The following is a 14,758-nucleotide window of genomic DNA, read 5'->3' as shown; positions in this document are numbered from 1 at the left end:
AAGTGAACCGCCCGCTACACAGAGTGGGTACGGTGTGACTGAGGTCAAGCGGTATACACGGTTTACAGATCCGGAGCGGAGGCGATCGTGCCAGCACAGACCAGCGCCAACTCCCGCCTGCGCGACACGATCAACGCCGCCGGGTGCACGTACGACGCGCTCGCCAAGGACGTACGCCGCATCGCCGCCGAGAACGGCGAACTGCTCCAGACCAACAAGTCGACCATCTCCCACTGGGTGGGTGGTGCACGCGCGCCGTCCGGCCGAGCAGGGCAGTACCTTGCTGAAGCCCTCTCCCGGCGGCTGGGACGCGTCGTCACCCGAACCGGGCTCGGTCTCCACTCACCCGACGCGGAGCCGCCACCGGACAGCGACCCCGTCACTGCGGTCACCGACCTCGGCCGCGCGGACGTCGAACGCCGCCGCTTCCTCGCCATCGCCGCCTTCACCACGGCCGGCGTGGCCATGCCGCTCCTGCACGATCACGAAGCCACCTCGCGGATACTCCGTGCCCGCACCGCCCGCTCCCTCGTCGGCAGCGACGACATCGACGTCGTACGACAGATCACGGCAGCCTTCAGCGCCGCCGACGAACGGCTTGGTGGCGGGCACGGCCTGACCACGGTCACCGCCTACCTCGCCGACACGGCCGCCCCCATGCTGCGAGGCCGCTTCCCCACTGAACCCTTGCGCCAGGCCGCCTTCGGCGCCGTCGCCGAACTCGCCTACCTCGCAGGGTGGAAGCACCACGACCTGGGCCACGAAGGGGCAGCTCAGCGCTACTACCAGGTCGGCTACCAACTCGCCTGCGAAGCCGACCCCCACGGCCACGCCGCATGGATGATGCGCGCCCTCGCCCACCAGTCCCTCAGCCTCAAGCAACCCCACCACTGCGTGGACCTCGTCGAAGGCGCGCTCACCCGTGGCCTCGGCCACGTCGACGGCCAGACCGAAGCCCTCCTCCACATCACGCACGCCCGCGCCTACGCAGCCGTCGGCGAGAACCCATTGGCCGCCCGCGCTCTTCTCGCCGCCGAAGACGCCCTCCTACGCGAGGACGGTCCCCAGCCCAGCTTCTCCCGTGTCAGCGGCCCTGCCGCCGGTACCGTGGCCAGCCACACCGCACGCACGCTGACCGACCTCGCCGACCACATCGGTACGGAACAGCAGCACCGTGACGCGCTCACCCGCTGGGACCCGGAGAAGTACAAACGCGTCCATGCCCTCACCCACGCCGACCTCGGCGACAGCCTCGCCGCCCAGGCCCGAGCCGACGAAGCCGTCGCCGCCTGGACCCAGGCCCTGGTCCTCATGGAAGGCATGACGTCCGACCGCACCCGCAAGGCGATCACCTCGATCCGCTCCACGATCGCGATCTACCAGCGCCGCCGCGTCCCAGGAGCTGCGGATCTCGCCCGCCGAGCCCGCGAGGCCCTCGCCTAACATGCCCAACAACCCGCCCGACGAAGGGAACCCCGTGGCTCAGCAGACCGACGACCGCTCCCAAGCCCTCAAGCCGGCGCTTGAATCGATGACCCTGCTGGTCGCGGCCGTCATCGTCCACGACGAGGCCACCAACCGTGTCGTGCTCCTCCAGCGCAGCGAGAACGCCAAGTTCGCCCAGGGCCTGTGGGACCTCCCCGTCGGCAAGAGCGAACCGGGCGAACCCATCACCGAAACGGCGGTCCGCGAGCTGTACGAGGAGACGGGCCTCACGGTGAAGCCCGAGTCCCTCAAGGTCGCCCACATCATCCACGGCGCCTGGGGCGTCGAAGCACCCAACGGCTTCCTCACGGTCGTCTTCGCCACCCACGAATGGACCGGCGAACCCGAAAACCGTGAACCTCGCAAGCACTCGAGAGTCTGCTGGGTTGATGCTGATGCCATCCCTGACGCCTTCGTCGACACCACTGCCAATGCTCTAACTCGGCACCTGCAAGGGAGCCAAGGGGTGTCACTCGACGGATGGAAATGATTCTTTCCCGGTGATGTGTGGCGCCTTGGCTCGCCTTCGAGGACGAAGCCGCCCCTCTGCGACGCCGTCGCATGCCAGCACCGGGTTCAGTGCGGCAGTATCCCGGTGGTGTGCGGGCCGTGGTTGCTCACGCAGACGGCGGTGAAGCGCTCATCAGGCCGGGTTTTCAGTCCGCATTTCTGCAAAGAGCCAAAAAGGAATCCGTCGTCTAGTACGATCAGATCGGTCACTATCTGTAATCATCCGGGAGGCATTCTGTGAGTGAGCCACTGCCGTTGCGTAAGGCCATTGAGCGAATCCATAGTGGAACTATGCGCGTGCCTGGATTCCAACGAAGGTTCATTTGGGAGCCGACCAGTGCTGCCCTCCTCATGGATAGTATCTACAAAGGATTCCCATTCGGATCGGTACTTCTCTGGCGCACGAGAACCGCTCTGAAAACAGAGAAGGAGCTGGGTGGATTCGAACTGCGCCCCCCGGAGAAGGACTATCCGGTTGATTACGTGCTCGATGGGCAGCAACGACTAACTTCCATTTTCTCTACTTTTCAGACTGAGTTGACCCCGATAGAGGAGAACCCCGAAGTTTGGCTTCCCGTCTACTATGACTTTGAGGCTGAGGGGGATGCTCAGGGAACGCGTTTTGTGGCCCTGCAGGAATCAGAAATCGCAAACGCCCCTGACCGCTACTTCCCGCTCAACTGTTTCTTTGACCCCGTGGCTTTTTCTTCGGCTACTAAACCTCTAAGTGTTGATCGCAATGTCGAAATTGTGAAGGTCCAGGAAAGGTTCAAAGAAGCTCTGATTCCAGTCGAAACGTTCGAATCAGAAGATAGGACAAGTGTTGCCATCGTCTTCGAGCGCGTAAACCGGATGGGCGTCGAACTGACGATGTTTGAACTCCTTACCGCTTGGACCTGGAGTGAGGATTTTGACCTGCAAGAGAAATTTCTTGCTTTGGCGGAGACGTTCGAGAACTTCGGATTCGGTAGTATCGGAACTGATAACGATCTAATGCTCCGCTGCTGCTCGGCGATTCTGCAGGGCGATCCCGCACCTGAATCGCTTGTGAATATCAACGGAACCAATGTGCGGGCGTCGTTCGAGGTCGTTGAAAAGGCGCTAGGGCTAGCTATCGATTTCGTGCGAACGAATCTGGGGATCCGGCATCTAAAATTCATGCCCTACTCGGCTCAGCTGATTCCGCTTGCGGCGTTCTTCTCGGTTCGCCAGTCGCAACCGATCACGAATGGCGAGCGAACCGTGCTCCTCCGCTGGTTCTGGCGTAGTTCGTTTGGTCACCGTTATAGCGGGAACCCGGGGCGAAACATCAAGCGTGACGTCGAGGCGGCCCTTGAGCTGCGGAACGGCACCAGCACGACCCTTGAAGATGTTGCTGTCGATGTCAATGAAAGGTTCTTCACTGAAAATCAGTTCAATAGTCGGACGGTGGCGACCAAGACCATGATCCTCCTGTTGGCGAGTCTCAAACCCAAGTCATTTTTGTCTGGCCAAGGTGTCGAATTGGATAAGGTGCTTGCGGAGCCCAATCGACACGAATATCACCATTGTTTTCCGCGGTCGCATCTCAGGAAACTTCCTAATCCTCCGACTGAGAAGGTTACGAATTGTCTCGCAAACTTTGCGATCATTTCGCGGGCGGAGAATCGAAAGATTAGCGACCGTGCCCCGTCTGTCTATCGTGTTGATATGCCTGCCAATATTGAGGCAATTAAAAGCGGTGCACTTCTACCCGATTCTCTGTTCAGGGATGATTTCTCTACTTTTCTCGAAGAGCGAACTGTTCTTTTGGTGCAGGCCGCCAAAACGTTGTGCGGAACCTGAGCCTGGTAATCCAGCTGTAGATTGTGAGACTGGAGCGGCAGCGGTCACCTCTCTGGGCGTAGGTCGGTACGGTCGATCCAGGTGGGGGCGACGAAGATGATGTCGCCAACGGGGGCCTCGGAGGCTTCCAGCAGGGACCACGTGCGAGCCTCTTCGGCCAGGTGCGCCCAGGACAGGCGCAGTCCAGTCGAGTTGCCAGTCCAGGCCGGTGTCCGAGATGCCGTACGTGCGACCGGCGTCCACCTGCCAGAACTGGGAGTAGAGGATCACCTGGGCGTGGTCGGCGAGGTCGTTGATGATCTCGGTGAAGTGGGCCGAGGGCCAGCCGGGGGCGTCGTCCGCTGCGGTGGCGCGCAGGCGCGCGGTGAGCGGCGGGACGACAGGGCTGCAGTCGCCGAGTTCGGTCAGAGCCCAGCGAATGCCGCTGGGCTCGGTCCAGTCGGGTGGGGTCGTGCGTCGCAGGCAGGCGCGGTGGGCGCGGCGCAGGGGCTCGATGGCGCCGTCGATCTCCAGGTTCGCCAGCGCCATGGCTGCCCATTCACGGACGGTCGGGTTGTCGCTGTCCAGCAGTCCGATGAGGGCAGGACCGCAGCGGGGATCTCCCACCTCCTCGAAGACCTCGATGGCGGTCAGCTGCCCGAAGCCGCCCAGGGATGGGAGCCCGTCGACGATGGCGGTGATGGCGTCGGAACCGATCCGGTGGGAAGCCACCAGCAGAGGACGGAGAGGTCCGCCGGCCACGGGGCCCAGTCCTCCGTTCCCCATACCTCGAAGGAGTCTCGCGCGAGGTCGATTGGGCGCCATGCCGGATCGAGCGGCTCGTCTGCTGCCGGAGGCCAGACGAAGCGGCGGTCGTGCTCGTCGCAGGCGCCGAAGTTCTGGTAGTTGCGTTGGGCCTCGATCAGGGAGATCTTGTTCGCCCCGCCGGTCATGGTCGGCCAGCGGAACTGGACCCCGTCGTCCTCCCAGAAGCAGACGGGGCAGATCGTGTACGAGCCGGGTATCTCGTCCAGTACGAGATGCCCGCAGCAGGACAGGGGCAGCGGCGGCTCACCTGTGCAGTCTCGTCGGCCTTCCGGTTCCGGTGCCATGCATTTCCAGGCCAGCGGAGGGTCCGCCAGTCCCCAGAAGGCTCGTAGACACCCGTCGGATGCCAACGCAACCAGACGGCGACGTGCCTGGTCAGAGGCTTGAGGGCGGCTCCGCCGCAGGTCGGGATCGGCTCGCAGACATTCCGCTTCAACGTGTGAGCGGATCGTTGCTGTGAGCTAGGTAACTCGTCAAGTTTGCAGGTGGCAAGGGGTCGACTCTTTCGGGAGCCGACCCCTTGCCAGTTCCCGTGCTGGATGGGTGCTGGATCTTCTGACGTGCCGTCACCTGCGGGTTGAGGTCGTCGCCGGGCTCTGGGTGAGCATTGGCTGGAAGGAGGAGTCCTCCTCATCGGGGCAGCGCGGGAGGAAGCCGTCAGGCACGGTACGGGCGGCGGTGGTGAGGAGGCGGTCCAGGACTTCCCGTTCAGTGGCCGGGGGGAGTCCCAGGGCGGCGAGGAGACGGTCACGGACCGCGGGGTGGTCCGGGTGGTCGTCGAGGTGGTCGGAGTTGAGGGCCGGGGGTCGGAAGCCGGCCAGGGCGTCGTGCCAGGACGGGAGGACGACGACGAGGGCCAAGGCCTCGGCGAGGGACTCGGCGATCAGAGAGGCCCGGCCTTCGGAGTCTGTGTAGAGGACTGGGCGGGAGCCGCCGAGGGCGGCCGGGCCGCAGAGGTAGTGGGTGCCGCCCGCGTTGCAGCTGGCGATGGGCTCCACCGGGAGGCCGTTGGGCAGGGAGATCGGCTCGACCGGGTCGGTGCGGGCCAGGTCGAACTCGCCGTCGCAGGCCAGGTAGGAAGCGGCCTCGGGATGCGTGGCGATCCTGCGGAGCAGGGCGTTGTCCGAAAGTGCGGCCGGGTTGAGGGCTGCGGTGATCGCAGGAGTGAGGGGACGGCCGGAGAGGACGTGGCGGACGGCGTCGAGGGGGATGGGGCGCTCGTAGTAGTCCTCGAAGTGGGCCTGGACCGCCTCGGGGGAGCGGTCGGTGAGCAGGTGGAAGAGGAAACCGGAGCCGTCGGGGTCCTCGCTGCCGGGCGGGAAGGCGATGGCGGAGCCGGCGCGCCAGGCCGTGTCGCCGGTCTCCCGCCACAGGCAGGTGGTGACCCGAGGGGCGTCGATGCCCTCGTCATGGAAGGCGGGTTCATCCAGGAGTTGACGCAGAGTGGCGGGGACTTCGTCGATGACGCCCGGCCAGACCTGCTCGCCGTCCGTCGCGTACGGGCTCATCTCCGACTCGTGGTCGAAGCCGCGTATGAGCACGCCGGCCGGGGTGAAGAGGACGGAGAAGTCGTCCCCCGAGCCGTTCTCCACCAGGGCTGCCTCTTCGCCGGGGCCCCAAGTCGTGTCGAAGGTGTAGCAGCAGAACTGCGGATCGCCGCCGATCGTGGCGTCCAGAATGGCCAACGCGCTGAGGTGGGAGCGGAGTTCGGTGGGGTTGGGGAGGAGGACGGCGGTCTCGTGCACAGTGCTCATGGCGCCATGAAAGCAGGCGCTACTGACAACCCGGCGCGGCCGGCCCGGCCAGTGGTGCGCTGCCTCCAGCGGATTCTGACCGGCCAGGTATTCCTGGCGCGGGATCAGGTGTCATAGATGGTGGAGCGATGCCCGACGTGCACAACCCACACCACCAGCTCTCCGTTGTCGATCGTGTAGACGATGCGGTAGTCACCCACGCGTAGGCGACGGCGATCGGGCTGAGAGACGAGTGCGGTGGTGCTGAAGCCGAGTGGATCCCTTTCCAGCTCGGTCAGCTTTGCCAGAATGCGGAGTGCCACGTCGCGGGGAATCTTTCGCAGCTCCGCTTGGGCCTCGGGTCGGAAGACGGTGCGGTACTCACTCACTGCGCGCCAGGGTCTCCCTCATGATGTCCTCGAGGGGAATGCCGACCGCGGGGTTCGCCATTCGCTCGTCGATGATCTGATTGATCTCGCGCTCTTCCCATTCCTGGTACTTGCGCAGGGTCTCGATGGACACCACCGCGGCGACTTCCTTGCCTCGGCGTGTGATCACCGTGGGCACGTCGTCGCGATCAGCACGCTCCACGACCTCGGCCAGGTGTGCGCGCACGTCGCGGATGGACTCTATGGGCAGTGGGTGCGTCATGTCTTCAAGTGTACCGAGTGTCCCATGTGTACACAACGTGAGAGGCTTTGTTGTCGCGGTCGGTGCTGGATGTGCTGGATGGACTCCGATCGTGCTGGATCGGTGCTGGATGCGGCCGCACGGAAACCCGTTTTCGCGGGTCGGATCGATGCTCCGGGGCACGGTTTGCCACTCCGTGCAGCATGCCGAGTGCCTGCCCCCGCGGACACATGGGCGTGTACCGGCCCTGGGGTGTGCGGCCGTGCGCGTCCTCACCGGCCTGACCACGCACGTCCGCCTCGTCCGGCCGGTCAGGAAGGCGCGCCGGCCAGGACTTCCACCTTGCCGGTGTCGAGCGAATAGTAGGCGCCGACCACGGCAAGGGCGCCCTGCCCCACGAGTGGGGCCAGGTCCTGGTTGGAGCGCAGGTCGGCCGCGGTCAGCTCGACCTGGGCGCGGGCCATGGTCTCGACCGGGTCGGCACCGCCCTCCCGGACGGCCTGCTCGTACGCCGGCCGCAGAGCCTTGGAGATCGCCTCCAGGTTGCCGGGCAGCGGTTTGCCGTCACGGATGGAGTTGTACGCCGCTTCGACGGCACCGCAACGCTGGTGCCCGAGGACCACGACGAGCGGAGTGCCACTCGTCATGGGCCCGTACTCAACGGAACCCGTGACCACCGGGCCGACCGCCTCCCCGCCCGTGCGCATCACGTACAGGTCACCCAGCCCGGTGTCGAAGAGGAGTTCAGGCGGCACCCGGGAGTCGATGCACGAAAGGATCGCCCCGAAGGGTTCCTGCTGCTGGGCAACGAACTGGCGCCGGTTCGGATCCCGGTCGGGGTGTTGGAGGTCTCCGCTCACCCAGCGCTTGTTGCCGTCCATCAGTCTCGTGAATGCCGCGGCGGGCGTGGTCGGCCGCGCTTTTGGCGAAGTGCTGGTCGTCAATGGGGTGGCGCTCGTCGATGAGCATCCCGCAAGCGCGACCGAGGCGACCACGAGTCCGCCGGCGAGCAGAGTTCTGCGATCCGGATGTCCCGCTCTGTCCATCGGTCGTTCCCCTCAGTCTGCTGAGACGCGTCCGTACGTCCTGACCAGGGTGATTGTTCAGCGCGGTGTGGGAGCCCGACGGCAGGCGCAAGCGGGCGCGGGCTGCTTTGCCACCGACGGCCCACATAACCGGCTCGGGCGGCGGCATGAGCGCCGGCGAGGCGGGCTTGCAAAGCGTGGGTCCACACCGGCCCCGGCAAATCCGGCAAGGGTGGGAACGGCAGGATCCCGAGCGCTCCGCCAGGAGACGGCCCCTTCCCTGGTTCCGCGCCGGGTGCGTCCGTTGCCGGGAACGGGTCAGTTGCGTGGTGGTTTCTGGGGGGCGCGTGGTGGGAGAGGCGGCGGATTCGACTCTCCCCGGCGTGCCGATCGATCCGCCCCTGTGCGCTCGTCCGTTCAGGTGGCTATTCGTCAAGATGCTTGTGTCATATTTCATTCGTATGGGTCACTTGGGTCATCGAACCGGTGGGCCGCCCATCCCTCTCCGGGGGAGCGCGGAACCGTTCTGTTCGCCGACCGTCGATGTGTGACGGACCTCGGCATCGTTTGCTCCGGATGGCCGCGATGGGCGCCCCCGTAGAGGACTTGGATCCGACCAGTCGCCCCTGCCAGGTAGCGGCAGGGGTTGGTGCGACGGCCCCCGGCCTCTGCAAGGGAGCGGTGCGCGAGTCATCCGCGCACACCGAGTACCTCGTCATCTGGGCCACGAGCGTGGCCGCCGGCCGCGGCGTCCGGGGCCGGCGGCCCGCGACACGGCTCATCACGGCTCCGAGCACCCTGCGCGAGGACGGCCGGGCCCGACAGCGGCCCGGTGTTCCAAGCCATGGCCATGGGTCTTGATCCGGACCTGGCTCGGAGTCAACTCCCTTATTTCGGAGTTCAGTTCACACACACGGAGGACGACCATGCCAATCAGTCCGAACCAGGGCTCCACCGGTGGCGGTACCACCGTCACCGTCACGGGAACCAACCTCACGGGCACCACCGCTGTGCTCTTCGGTACCAAGCCGGCGACCGGCGTCACCAACGTTTCGCCCACCCAGGTCACCGCTGTCTCGCCGTCCGGCTCCGGCACGGTCGGCGTGACGGTGACCACCCCGGGCGGAACCAGCAACCCGGTCCCGTTCTTCTATGTCGGCGCCCCGTTCAAGTCCGGTCTGAGCGTGAGCTCGGGTGCCACCGCGGGCGGCAACAACGTCGTCATCAGCGGCACCGGCCTGTCCACCGCCACGGGGGTGACATTCGGCGCCAACACCGTCACGCCGACGGTGCTGTCGGACAGCCAGATCAGTGTCGTCGTGCCCGCGGGTGCGGCAGCCGGGCCGGTGGGCGTCAGTGTGACGACCGCCGGAGGCACCAACAACGGTCTGTCGTACACGTACATCGACGCCCCGACCATCACCGGGATCACTCCGGCTTCCGGACCGGCGTCCGGCGGAACCGCGGTGACCATCACGGGCACCAACCTGACCTCGACGACCCAGGTCACGTTCGACTCGGTGCCGGCACCGTTCTCGGTCATCAACGCGACGACGGTGTCCGCAGTCACCCCGCCCGGGACCGTCGGTGCGGTCGACGTCACTCTCTCCAACCCTGCGGGCACAGCCACGGACGTCGGCGCCTTCACGTACGTGACAGGCCCCGGCATCTGATCCGTCACGGCTGCGGCACCGACTGCCGACGCGGAAGGGCACCCGGCACCGGTACCGCCTCCGGATGCAGGACGTCCGCCCCGGTCCGGGATGTTGCCCGCCCGGCCGGGCGGGCAACCCACTCGGCACCACTCGCTCATCGCCGCCCGGCCAGGAGGTCCGGGCGGCGCCCCGCCCGATCACCACATTCCGATCTCCGGGTCCCGTCCACAACGCCCCGATCACATCCCGCGGATCACATCACCCGACAGGAGAACGGCTTTGGAGAGCTCCGACAGCGCGATGCCCCGCGCTACGCAACCGTCGACGGCCGCGGCGGCCCCCGTAATCACCACGAACAGCCCCTTCTCGGGGGTCGCCGGAACGGTCGTCACGCTGACCGGCACCGGATTCACCGGCGCGACCGCGGTCACCTTCGGCGGTACTCCCTCCGCTTCGTTCACCGTGGTGTCCGCGACCGGGATCACCACGGTCGCCCCGGCCGGTGCGGGCACCGTACAGATCACGGTGACCACGCCCGACGGAACCAGCAACGGCGTTGGCTTCACTTACACGATCGCGACGCCCGCGATCAGTTCCGTCGTCCCCAACCAGGGGTCGGTCGAAGGCGGGAACACGGTCACATTGACCGGAACCGGCTTCGCCGGCGCCACCTCGGTTCGTTTCGGTACCGTGGCCGCCGCGTTCCTTGCCGTCTCCGCGACGCAGGCCACCGCGGTCGCCCCCGCCGGGTCCCTCGGCACCGTCGGCGTCACGATCACCACTCCGGGCGGCACCAGCGCCGGGGTCCCCTATACGTATGTCGCCGTTCCGGTTCTGAGCAGTGTGACTCCGGCCCAGGGGCCACTCGTGGGTGGGAACAGCATCACCTTGTCCGGGACCGGCTTCACCGGAACGACCTCCGTTCACTTCGGGGCGAACGCGGCGAGTTCGTTCACCTTCGTCTCGGCGACCCAACTGACTGCCGTTGTCCCCGTCGGCGGCCCGGGTCCGGTTGCCGTCACGGTCACCACGCCCGGTGGTACCAGCACCCAGGCCGTCCCCTACTACTACCTCGCCGCACCGGTGATCAGCGGCGTCACCGCCGGGTCCGGGCCGGTGGGCGGTGGCATGCCCGTGACACTGACCGGTGCGAAATTCCTCCAGGCCACGGCGGTTCGCTTCGGTGCCACGGCGGCGACCCCTTACACCATTTTCTCGGCCACGGAGATCAGAACGGTGTCGCCGCCCGGTGTCGCCGGCTCCGTCCCGGTCACCGTCACCACGCCCGGTGGCACGAGCAACGGTGTGGCCTACCTATATCTGGGTGCCCCGGTCGTCTCCGGCCTGGCGCCCAATCAGGGGCCGTTGGCAGGCGGAAGCACGTTGACTCTCACCGGCGTCGGACTGACGTATGCCACCGCAGTACTGTTCGGTGCCGTGCCCGTCGGCTTCACCGTGGTCTCCGACACCCAGCTGACAACCACGGCACCGCCCGGCGTGGCGGGCGCAGTCACCATCAGGGTCGTCACCCCCGGTGGCACCAGTGTCGGCGTTCCTTACACCCGACTCGGCCCACCCGGCATCTGAGTGTTCCGGCACACGACTTGAGGAGAGACGGCAGCCGGTGTGTGGGCGGGGAAGCGGCTCGACGGGCAGGCCGGTCGGCGGCGGCCCGGCGAACGGTTCGGCGGGTTTCCGGGGGAGCTCGGCCCGTGGACAATCGCGGCCATGAGTGAAGAGTCGATACGGAACTACCTGGCCGCGGTCGAGAGCCGACTGGCGGCCGACGGCTGTGCCCCGCGCTGGGAGGACTGGGCCGGGGTCCCTGTGCTCGTCGGGCGGCGGGCCGACTTCCGGATGCGCTGGGCGGCCACCAATCTGCATCTGTTCGCCGTGGCCGCCGCCGTGCCCGAGGTCACCGTGCCGGTCATCGACACGTTCACCACGCAGGTGCTCGCGTATGCCAAGAAGAACAAGGGCGGCCTGCCCGTCGGGATGCAGACCGGCGTCGCGTCCTTCCCCGTCCTGGTCAGCGACCGGATCGATCCGGCCGCCATGGCGTGGGCGGAGGAGAAGCAGCGCAATCGGTTCGCCTGCTTCGCGCGGCCGGTCGTCGTCGACAGCACGCAGGGTTACGTGGGCATGTACCGGGGGAAGCCGGCCCTGGGGCGGGCCTACGCCTCGCATCTGATCGAGAAGGGTGCCCGCTACTTCCAACCGCAGGGCTGAACCGCCGAGTTCAGGCGCGTTTCAGCCGGCGCTGTGCCGTGGGGTGTTCGCGAGCCGGTGCGACGTGTGGCGGGGATCATGTGCGGTCTCATGCGCCGTGCGGCGGCTCCACGCGGCCCAGCCATCCGGTCAGGAGCACCTCCGGTTGCGCCTGCTTCCTCCGGTGGCAGGGCATCCAGGAGGTGCGACGCGCTGCGGCGGCCGGCGAGGCATCCGGCCGGGCGGCGCCCCTAGGGCTGCACGACCCTCAACTCCCGTACGCCCACCGGCTTCTCCGCGTCATCCGAAGTGACCGTCAGCCGCACCTGACGGGCCGTCTCCCCCGACCGGTACGGGTGCCAGTCCGTGCCGTTCACCGATGTCTCCAGGCGGTAGGAGGAGAAGCGTGCGTCCGTCCACTCCGGCTCGATCGAGGTCACCGGGGCCGCGCGCCCCAAGTCCACCGTCAGCGCGCCCGTCGCGCCGTCCGGGGACCAGGACGTGGCCGGGCTGCCGTCCACCGCGGCGACCGCGTACAGGCCGGGGGTCTCGGAGGTCGCCGTCGCCGGGCGGCAGCGGGCCGCGTCCGTCGTCCGGGCGAGGTCGGGGCGGCGGGTGGCGAGGGCGAGCGCGCCGGTGAGGAGGCGGGGGCCGGTGGGGGTGTGGATGGTGAAGGGGGCGCCGGAGATCAACCGGACCGTCGTCGTCAGGGGACCGATCGCGATGTCGTACGTACGGCCCCGGTAGCGCAGCCCCGTCAGAGTGACGCCCCTTCCCAGCTGCGGCGGCAGCAACGGATCGAGGCGCACCCCGTCCTCCCGCAGCCGGAGACCCGTCAGGCCGTGTGTGAAGACCTGGAGGAATCCACCCTTCCCGGTGAGGAAATCCTGGGCGGGGGAGCCCGACAGCGGGTCCTGTGCGCCCGTCTTCGCGCCCCGGGCCTCGCTGAACAGGGCGTACGGGCCGCGCATGAACGGGCGCACGGCGCGCTGGAGATAGGTGTACGTTGCGCAGCCGGCCTCCCCGATCGTGGCGGCGTCGATCGCATGGACCGAGTCCGTCATCGCCGGGCCGTCCGGATCGGTGCGCGCGGCGTAGTAGTCGAGTGTGGACGCCCGGGCGCCCGGCTCCATCGGCCACTCGAGCGGGTAGATCAGCAGCACCGTGTCGGCCTGTTTGATCGTCGAGCCGTTGTAGCCCGCGTACTGGAGGAGGAGTTTTCGCTTCGGGTCGTACGGGATGCGCAGACCGTCCGCGACCCGCGTCCACTCGGCCGGTGCCGGGTGCCCGAGCAGTTGCGCCGCGCGGGTGGCGTTGCGCAGGGCCGTGGCCGCGACCGCGTTGGTGAAGACCCCGTCGGTGACGCCGTTGCTGTACTCGTCGGGGCCCGCGACGTCTTTCACCGAGTAGCTGCCGTCGCCGTTCGCGGTGGCCCGCGAGGCCCAGAAGTCGGCGATCCCCTGAAGCAGCGGCCAGCCGTGCCCGGCCAGCCAGTCACGGTCCCCGGTCGCCAGGTAGTACTGCCAGACCGCGAGCGAGATATCGCCCTGGAGGTGGTTCTGGGTGAGGCAGTGCGGGGGGTCCCAGCTCTGGCACTCGGTCCAGAGGTTGCCGTTGCTCGCGCTCGTCCACGGGTAGAACAGCCCCCGGAATCCCAGCTTCTGGGCGTTGGCACGGGCAGCCCCGCGCGTGCGGTAGCGGTACTCGACGACGGAGCGGGCCAGTTCGGGGCGGGTGGCGAGCAGCGCCGGGTACATCCAGGTCTCGGCGTCCCAGAACACCAGGCCCGCGTAGTTGTCGCTGGTCAGACCGACCGGAGCGATGCTGTCGCGGGACCCGGTCCGGGTGGAGGCGAGCAGACCGTACTGCGCCGACCGCAGCCACTTCTGCAGCTCGGGACTGTCCGGTACGGAGATGTCGGCCGCCCAGGCCCGTCGCCAGGCGGCGGCGTTCGCGGTGAGGACACCGGACCAGCCGCGCCGGGCCGCGCGCCGGGACGTCTCGCCGGCGGCTGTGCGCGGGGCGGGCGAGGTGAGCGCGGTGTCCACTCCGACGTACTTCTCGAAGGTGTACGTGCGCCCGTTGCGCACCCGGACCGTGTTGCTCACCAGGTCGGTGTCGCGTGCCTGCGTCGACGTCGATCCGCCGGTGCGCATCGTCTGGACGATCGCGCCCGCTGTCCCGGTGCCCTGCGTGCGGAACGTTCCGTCGCCGTTGAGCGTGATCCGGCGTGCGCCCCGCGGGTCGAGGCGGCCGGTGACGGTCGTCGTACCGTTCCAGTGCGGTGTCATGCGCAGCCGTACGGCGCCGGTGTGCACATCGGACCGGTCGGTGAGCACCTCGTACGTCAGGTCCGTCGTGCGCCTGTCGGCCGTGGTCCAGCGCAGCGACGTACGCACCAGGCCGCAGCGCAGAAACACCGTCTGGCGGTAGTGCGAGATCCGGCCCGGAGGCGTGGCGGAACCGTAGGTCTCGTCGCCGACGCCCACGTCCAGCGTCGTCCAGCTCGGCAGTGCGGCGATCACCTCGCGGCCGTCCGCGAGGTTCCTGTCGCGCCCGAACAGGCCGGAGACGAAGGCGCCGTCGTAGCGCGGAGTGAACAGCGGCCAGCCGGTCTTCCCGCCCGGGGAGGCATAGCCGGCGCCCGTGGCGGGCACTCGATGGGCCAGGTATCCGTTGCCGACATAGGGGGCGTAACCGGCGGCCTCACCGAACCGGGTGGAGGTCGGCGCCCAGGTGGGGTCGGTGTCCCGGCCGCAGGCCGTGGACGAGGGCGGGAGGGGAGCGGCGGCGTACGAGAGGGGCGGCAGCGGTGCGACCAGGGCGCCCGCGACCAGAGACGTCAGGGACGTGAGGAGGCAGAGGCGCGAGAGGCTCACCG

At 67.7% G+C, this 14,758-nt stretch carries 13 protein-coding genes; 6 read left to right on the top strand and 7 right to left on the bottom strand.

The annotated features are described in order from the left end of the window. Nucleotides 1-87: 87 nt before the first annotated feature. From IEZ15_RS02155 to IEZ15_RS02145, 3 genes are all read left to right on the top strand, one after another. Nucleotides 88-1,443 (top strand): NsdA family TPR-like regulatory protein, encoded by a 1,356-nt coding sequence (locus IEZ15_RS02155; RefSeq protein ID WP_189273671.1) that lies wholly within the window; start codon nt 88-90, stop codon nt 1,441-1,443. A gap of 1 nt (nt 1,444) precedes the next feature. Beyond that, nucleotides 1,445-1,975: an NUDIX domain-containing protein gene (locus IEZ15_RS02150; protein ID WP_189273669.1), complete on the top strand. Its 531-nt coding sequence runs from the start codon at nt 1,445-1,447 to the stop codon at nt 1,973-1,975. 257 nt (nt 1,976-2,232) lie between these two features. Continuing rightward, the gene (locus IEZ15_RS02145; protein ID WP_189273667.1) at nt 2,233-3,819 is read left to right on the top strand and encodes a GmrSD restriction endonuclease domain-containing protein; all 1,587 of its coding nucleotides are present in this window, start codon (nt 2,233-2,235) and stop codon (nt 3,817-3,819) included. On the opposite strand, the gene IEZ15_RS02140 is transcribed toward IEZ15_RS02145, so the two are convergent. From IEZ15_RS02140 to IEZ15_RS02115, 6 genes are all read right to left on the bottom strand, one after another. Beyond that, nucleotides 3,724-4,530: a HEAT repeat domain-containing protein gene (locus tag IEZ15_RS02140; RefSeq protein ID WP_229845687.1), complete on the bottom strand. Its 807-nt coding sequence runs from the start codon at nt 4,528-4,530 to the stop codon at nt 3,724-3,726. The two genes, IEZ15_RS02145 and IEZ15_RS02140, sit on opposite strands and share 96 nt — an antisense overlap. Next, nucleotides 4,449-4,910 (bottom strand): CPCC family cysteine-rich protein, encoded by a 462-nt coding sequence (locus IEZ15_RS02135; protein WP_189273664.1) that lies wholly within the window; start codon nt 4,908-4,910, stop codon nt 4,449-4,451. Before IEZ15_RS02135 ends, IEZ15_RS02140 begins: the two co-directional genes overlap by 82 nt. A 282-nt stretch (nt 4,911-5,192) precedes the next feature. Next, nucleotides 5,193-6,380: a hypothetical protein gene (locus IEZ15_RS02130; RefSeq protein ID WP_189273662.1), complete on the bottom strand. Its 1,188-nt coding sequence runs from the start codon at nt 6,378-6,380 to the stop codon at nt 5,193-5,195. Nucleotides 6,381-6,484: 104 nt separating this feature from the next. Further along, nucleotides 6,485-6,748, bottom strand: coding sequence for a type II toxin-antitoxin system RelE family toxin (locus IEZ15_RS02125; RefSeq protein ID WP_189273660.1), 264 nt, complete (start codon nt 6,746-6,748; stop codon nt 6,485-6,487). Then, nucleotides 6,741-7,010 carry a type II toxin-antitoxin system Phd/YefM family antitoxin gene (locus IEZ15_RS02120; protein ID WP_189273658.1) on the bottom strand — a complete coding sequence of 90 codons (270 nt, stop codon included), beginning with the start codon at nt 7,008-7,010 and terminating at the stop codon, nt 6,741-6,743. Before IEZ15_RS02120 ends, IEZ15_RS02125 begins: the two co-directional genes overlap by 8 nt. Nucleotides 7,011-7,300: 290 nt before the next feature. Next, nucleotides 7,301-7,870: a carbonic anhydrase gene (locus IEZ15_RS02115; protein WP_229845686.1), complete on the bottom strand. Its 570-nt coding sequence runs from the start codon at nt 7,868-7,870 to the stop codon at nt 7,301-7,303. Nucleotides 7,871-8,940: 1,070 nt separating this feature from the next. Between IEZ15_RS02115 and IEZ15_RS02110 the strand changes: the two genes are divergently transcribed. The 3 genes from IEZ15_RS02110 (at nt 8,941) to IEZ15_RS02100 (ending at nt 11,898) form a co-directional block, all read left to right on the top strand. Further along, entirely contained in the window at nt 8,941-9,687 is a 747-nt protein-coding gene (locus tag IEZ15_RS02110) for an IPT/TIG domain-containing protein (protein WP_189273654.1), read from the top strand. A 261-nt stretch (nt 9,688-9,948) separates the two neighbouring features. Then, on the top strand, nt 9,949-11,256 hold the full coding sequence (locus IEZ15_RS02105) for an IPT/TIG domain-containing protein (protein WP_229845685.1): 1,308 nt from the start codon (nt 9,949-9,951) through the stop codon (nt 11,254-11,256). A gap of 141 nt (nt 11,257-11,397) precedes the next feature. Beyond that, nucleotides 11,398-11,898 carry a levansucrase gene (locus IEZ15_RS02100; RefSeq protein ID WP_189273652.1) on the top strand — a complete coding sequence of 167 codons (501 nt, stop codon included), beginning with the start codon at nt 11,398-11,400 and terminating at the stop codon, nt 11,896-11,898. Between the two features lie 230 nt (nt 11,899-12,128). Here IEZ15_RS02100 and IEZ15_RS02095 read toward each other — a convergent pair whose 3' ends face one another. Beyond that, the gene (locus IEZ15_RS02095) at nt 12,129-14,756 is read right to left on the bottom strand and encodes a discoidin domain-containing protein (RefSeq protein WP_189273650.1); all 2,628 of its coding nucleotides are present in this window, start codon (nt 14,754-14,756) and stop codon (nt 12,129-12,131) included. Nucleotides 14,757-14,758 lie beyond the last annotated feature (2 nt).

The organism is Streptomyces atratus (genome assembly GCF_014648655.1).
Classification (GTDB): Bacteria; Actinomycetota; Actinomycetes; order Streptomycetales; family Streptomycetaceae; genus Streptomyces; species Streptomyces atratus.
The sequence above is the reverse complement of the archived record's forward strand: the minus strand, read 5'-3'. Positions and strand labels throughout refer to the sequence as shown.

Coding starts and splice junctions, on each gene's coding strand:
- IEZ15_RS02150 (WP_189273669.1), top strand. CDS start 1,445: ATGCCCAACAACCCGCCCGACGAAGGGAACCCCGTGGCTCAGCAGACC.
- IEZ15_RS02120 (WP_189273658.1), bottom strand. CDS start 7,010: ATGACGCACCCACTGCCCATAGAGTCCATCCGCGACGTGCGCGCACAC.
- IEZ15_RS02110 (WP_189273654.1), top strand. CDS start 8,941: ATGCCAATCAGTCCGAACCAGGGCTCCACCGGTGGCGGTACCACCGTC.
- IEZ15_RS02135 (WP_189273664.1), bottom strand. CDS start 4,910: ATGGCACCGGAACCGGAAGGCCGACGAGACTGCACAGGTGAGCCGCCG.
- IEZ15_RS02100 (WP_189273652.1), top strand. CDS start 11,398: ATGAGTGAAGAGTCGATACGGAACTACCTGGCCGCGGTCGAGAGCCGA.
- IEZ15_RS02115 (WP_229845686.1), bottom strand. CDS start 7,870: ATGGACGGCAACAAGCGCTGGGTGAGCGGAGACCTCCAACACCCCGAC.
- IEZ15_RS02130 (WP_189273662.1), bottom strand. CDS start 6,380: ATGAGCACTGTGCACGAGACCGCCGTCCTCCTCCCCAACCCCACCGAA.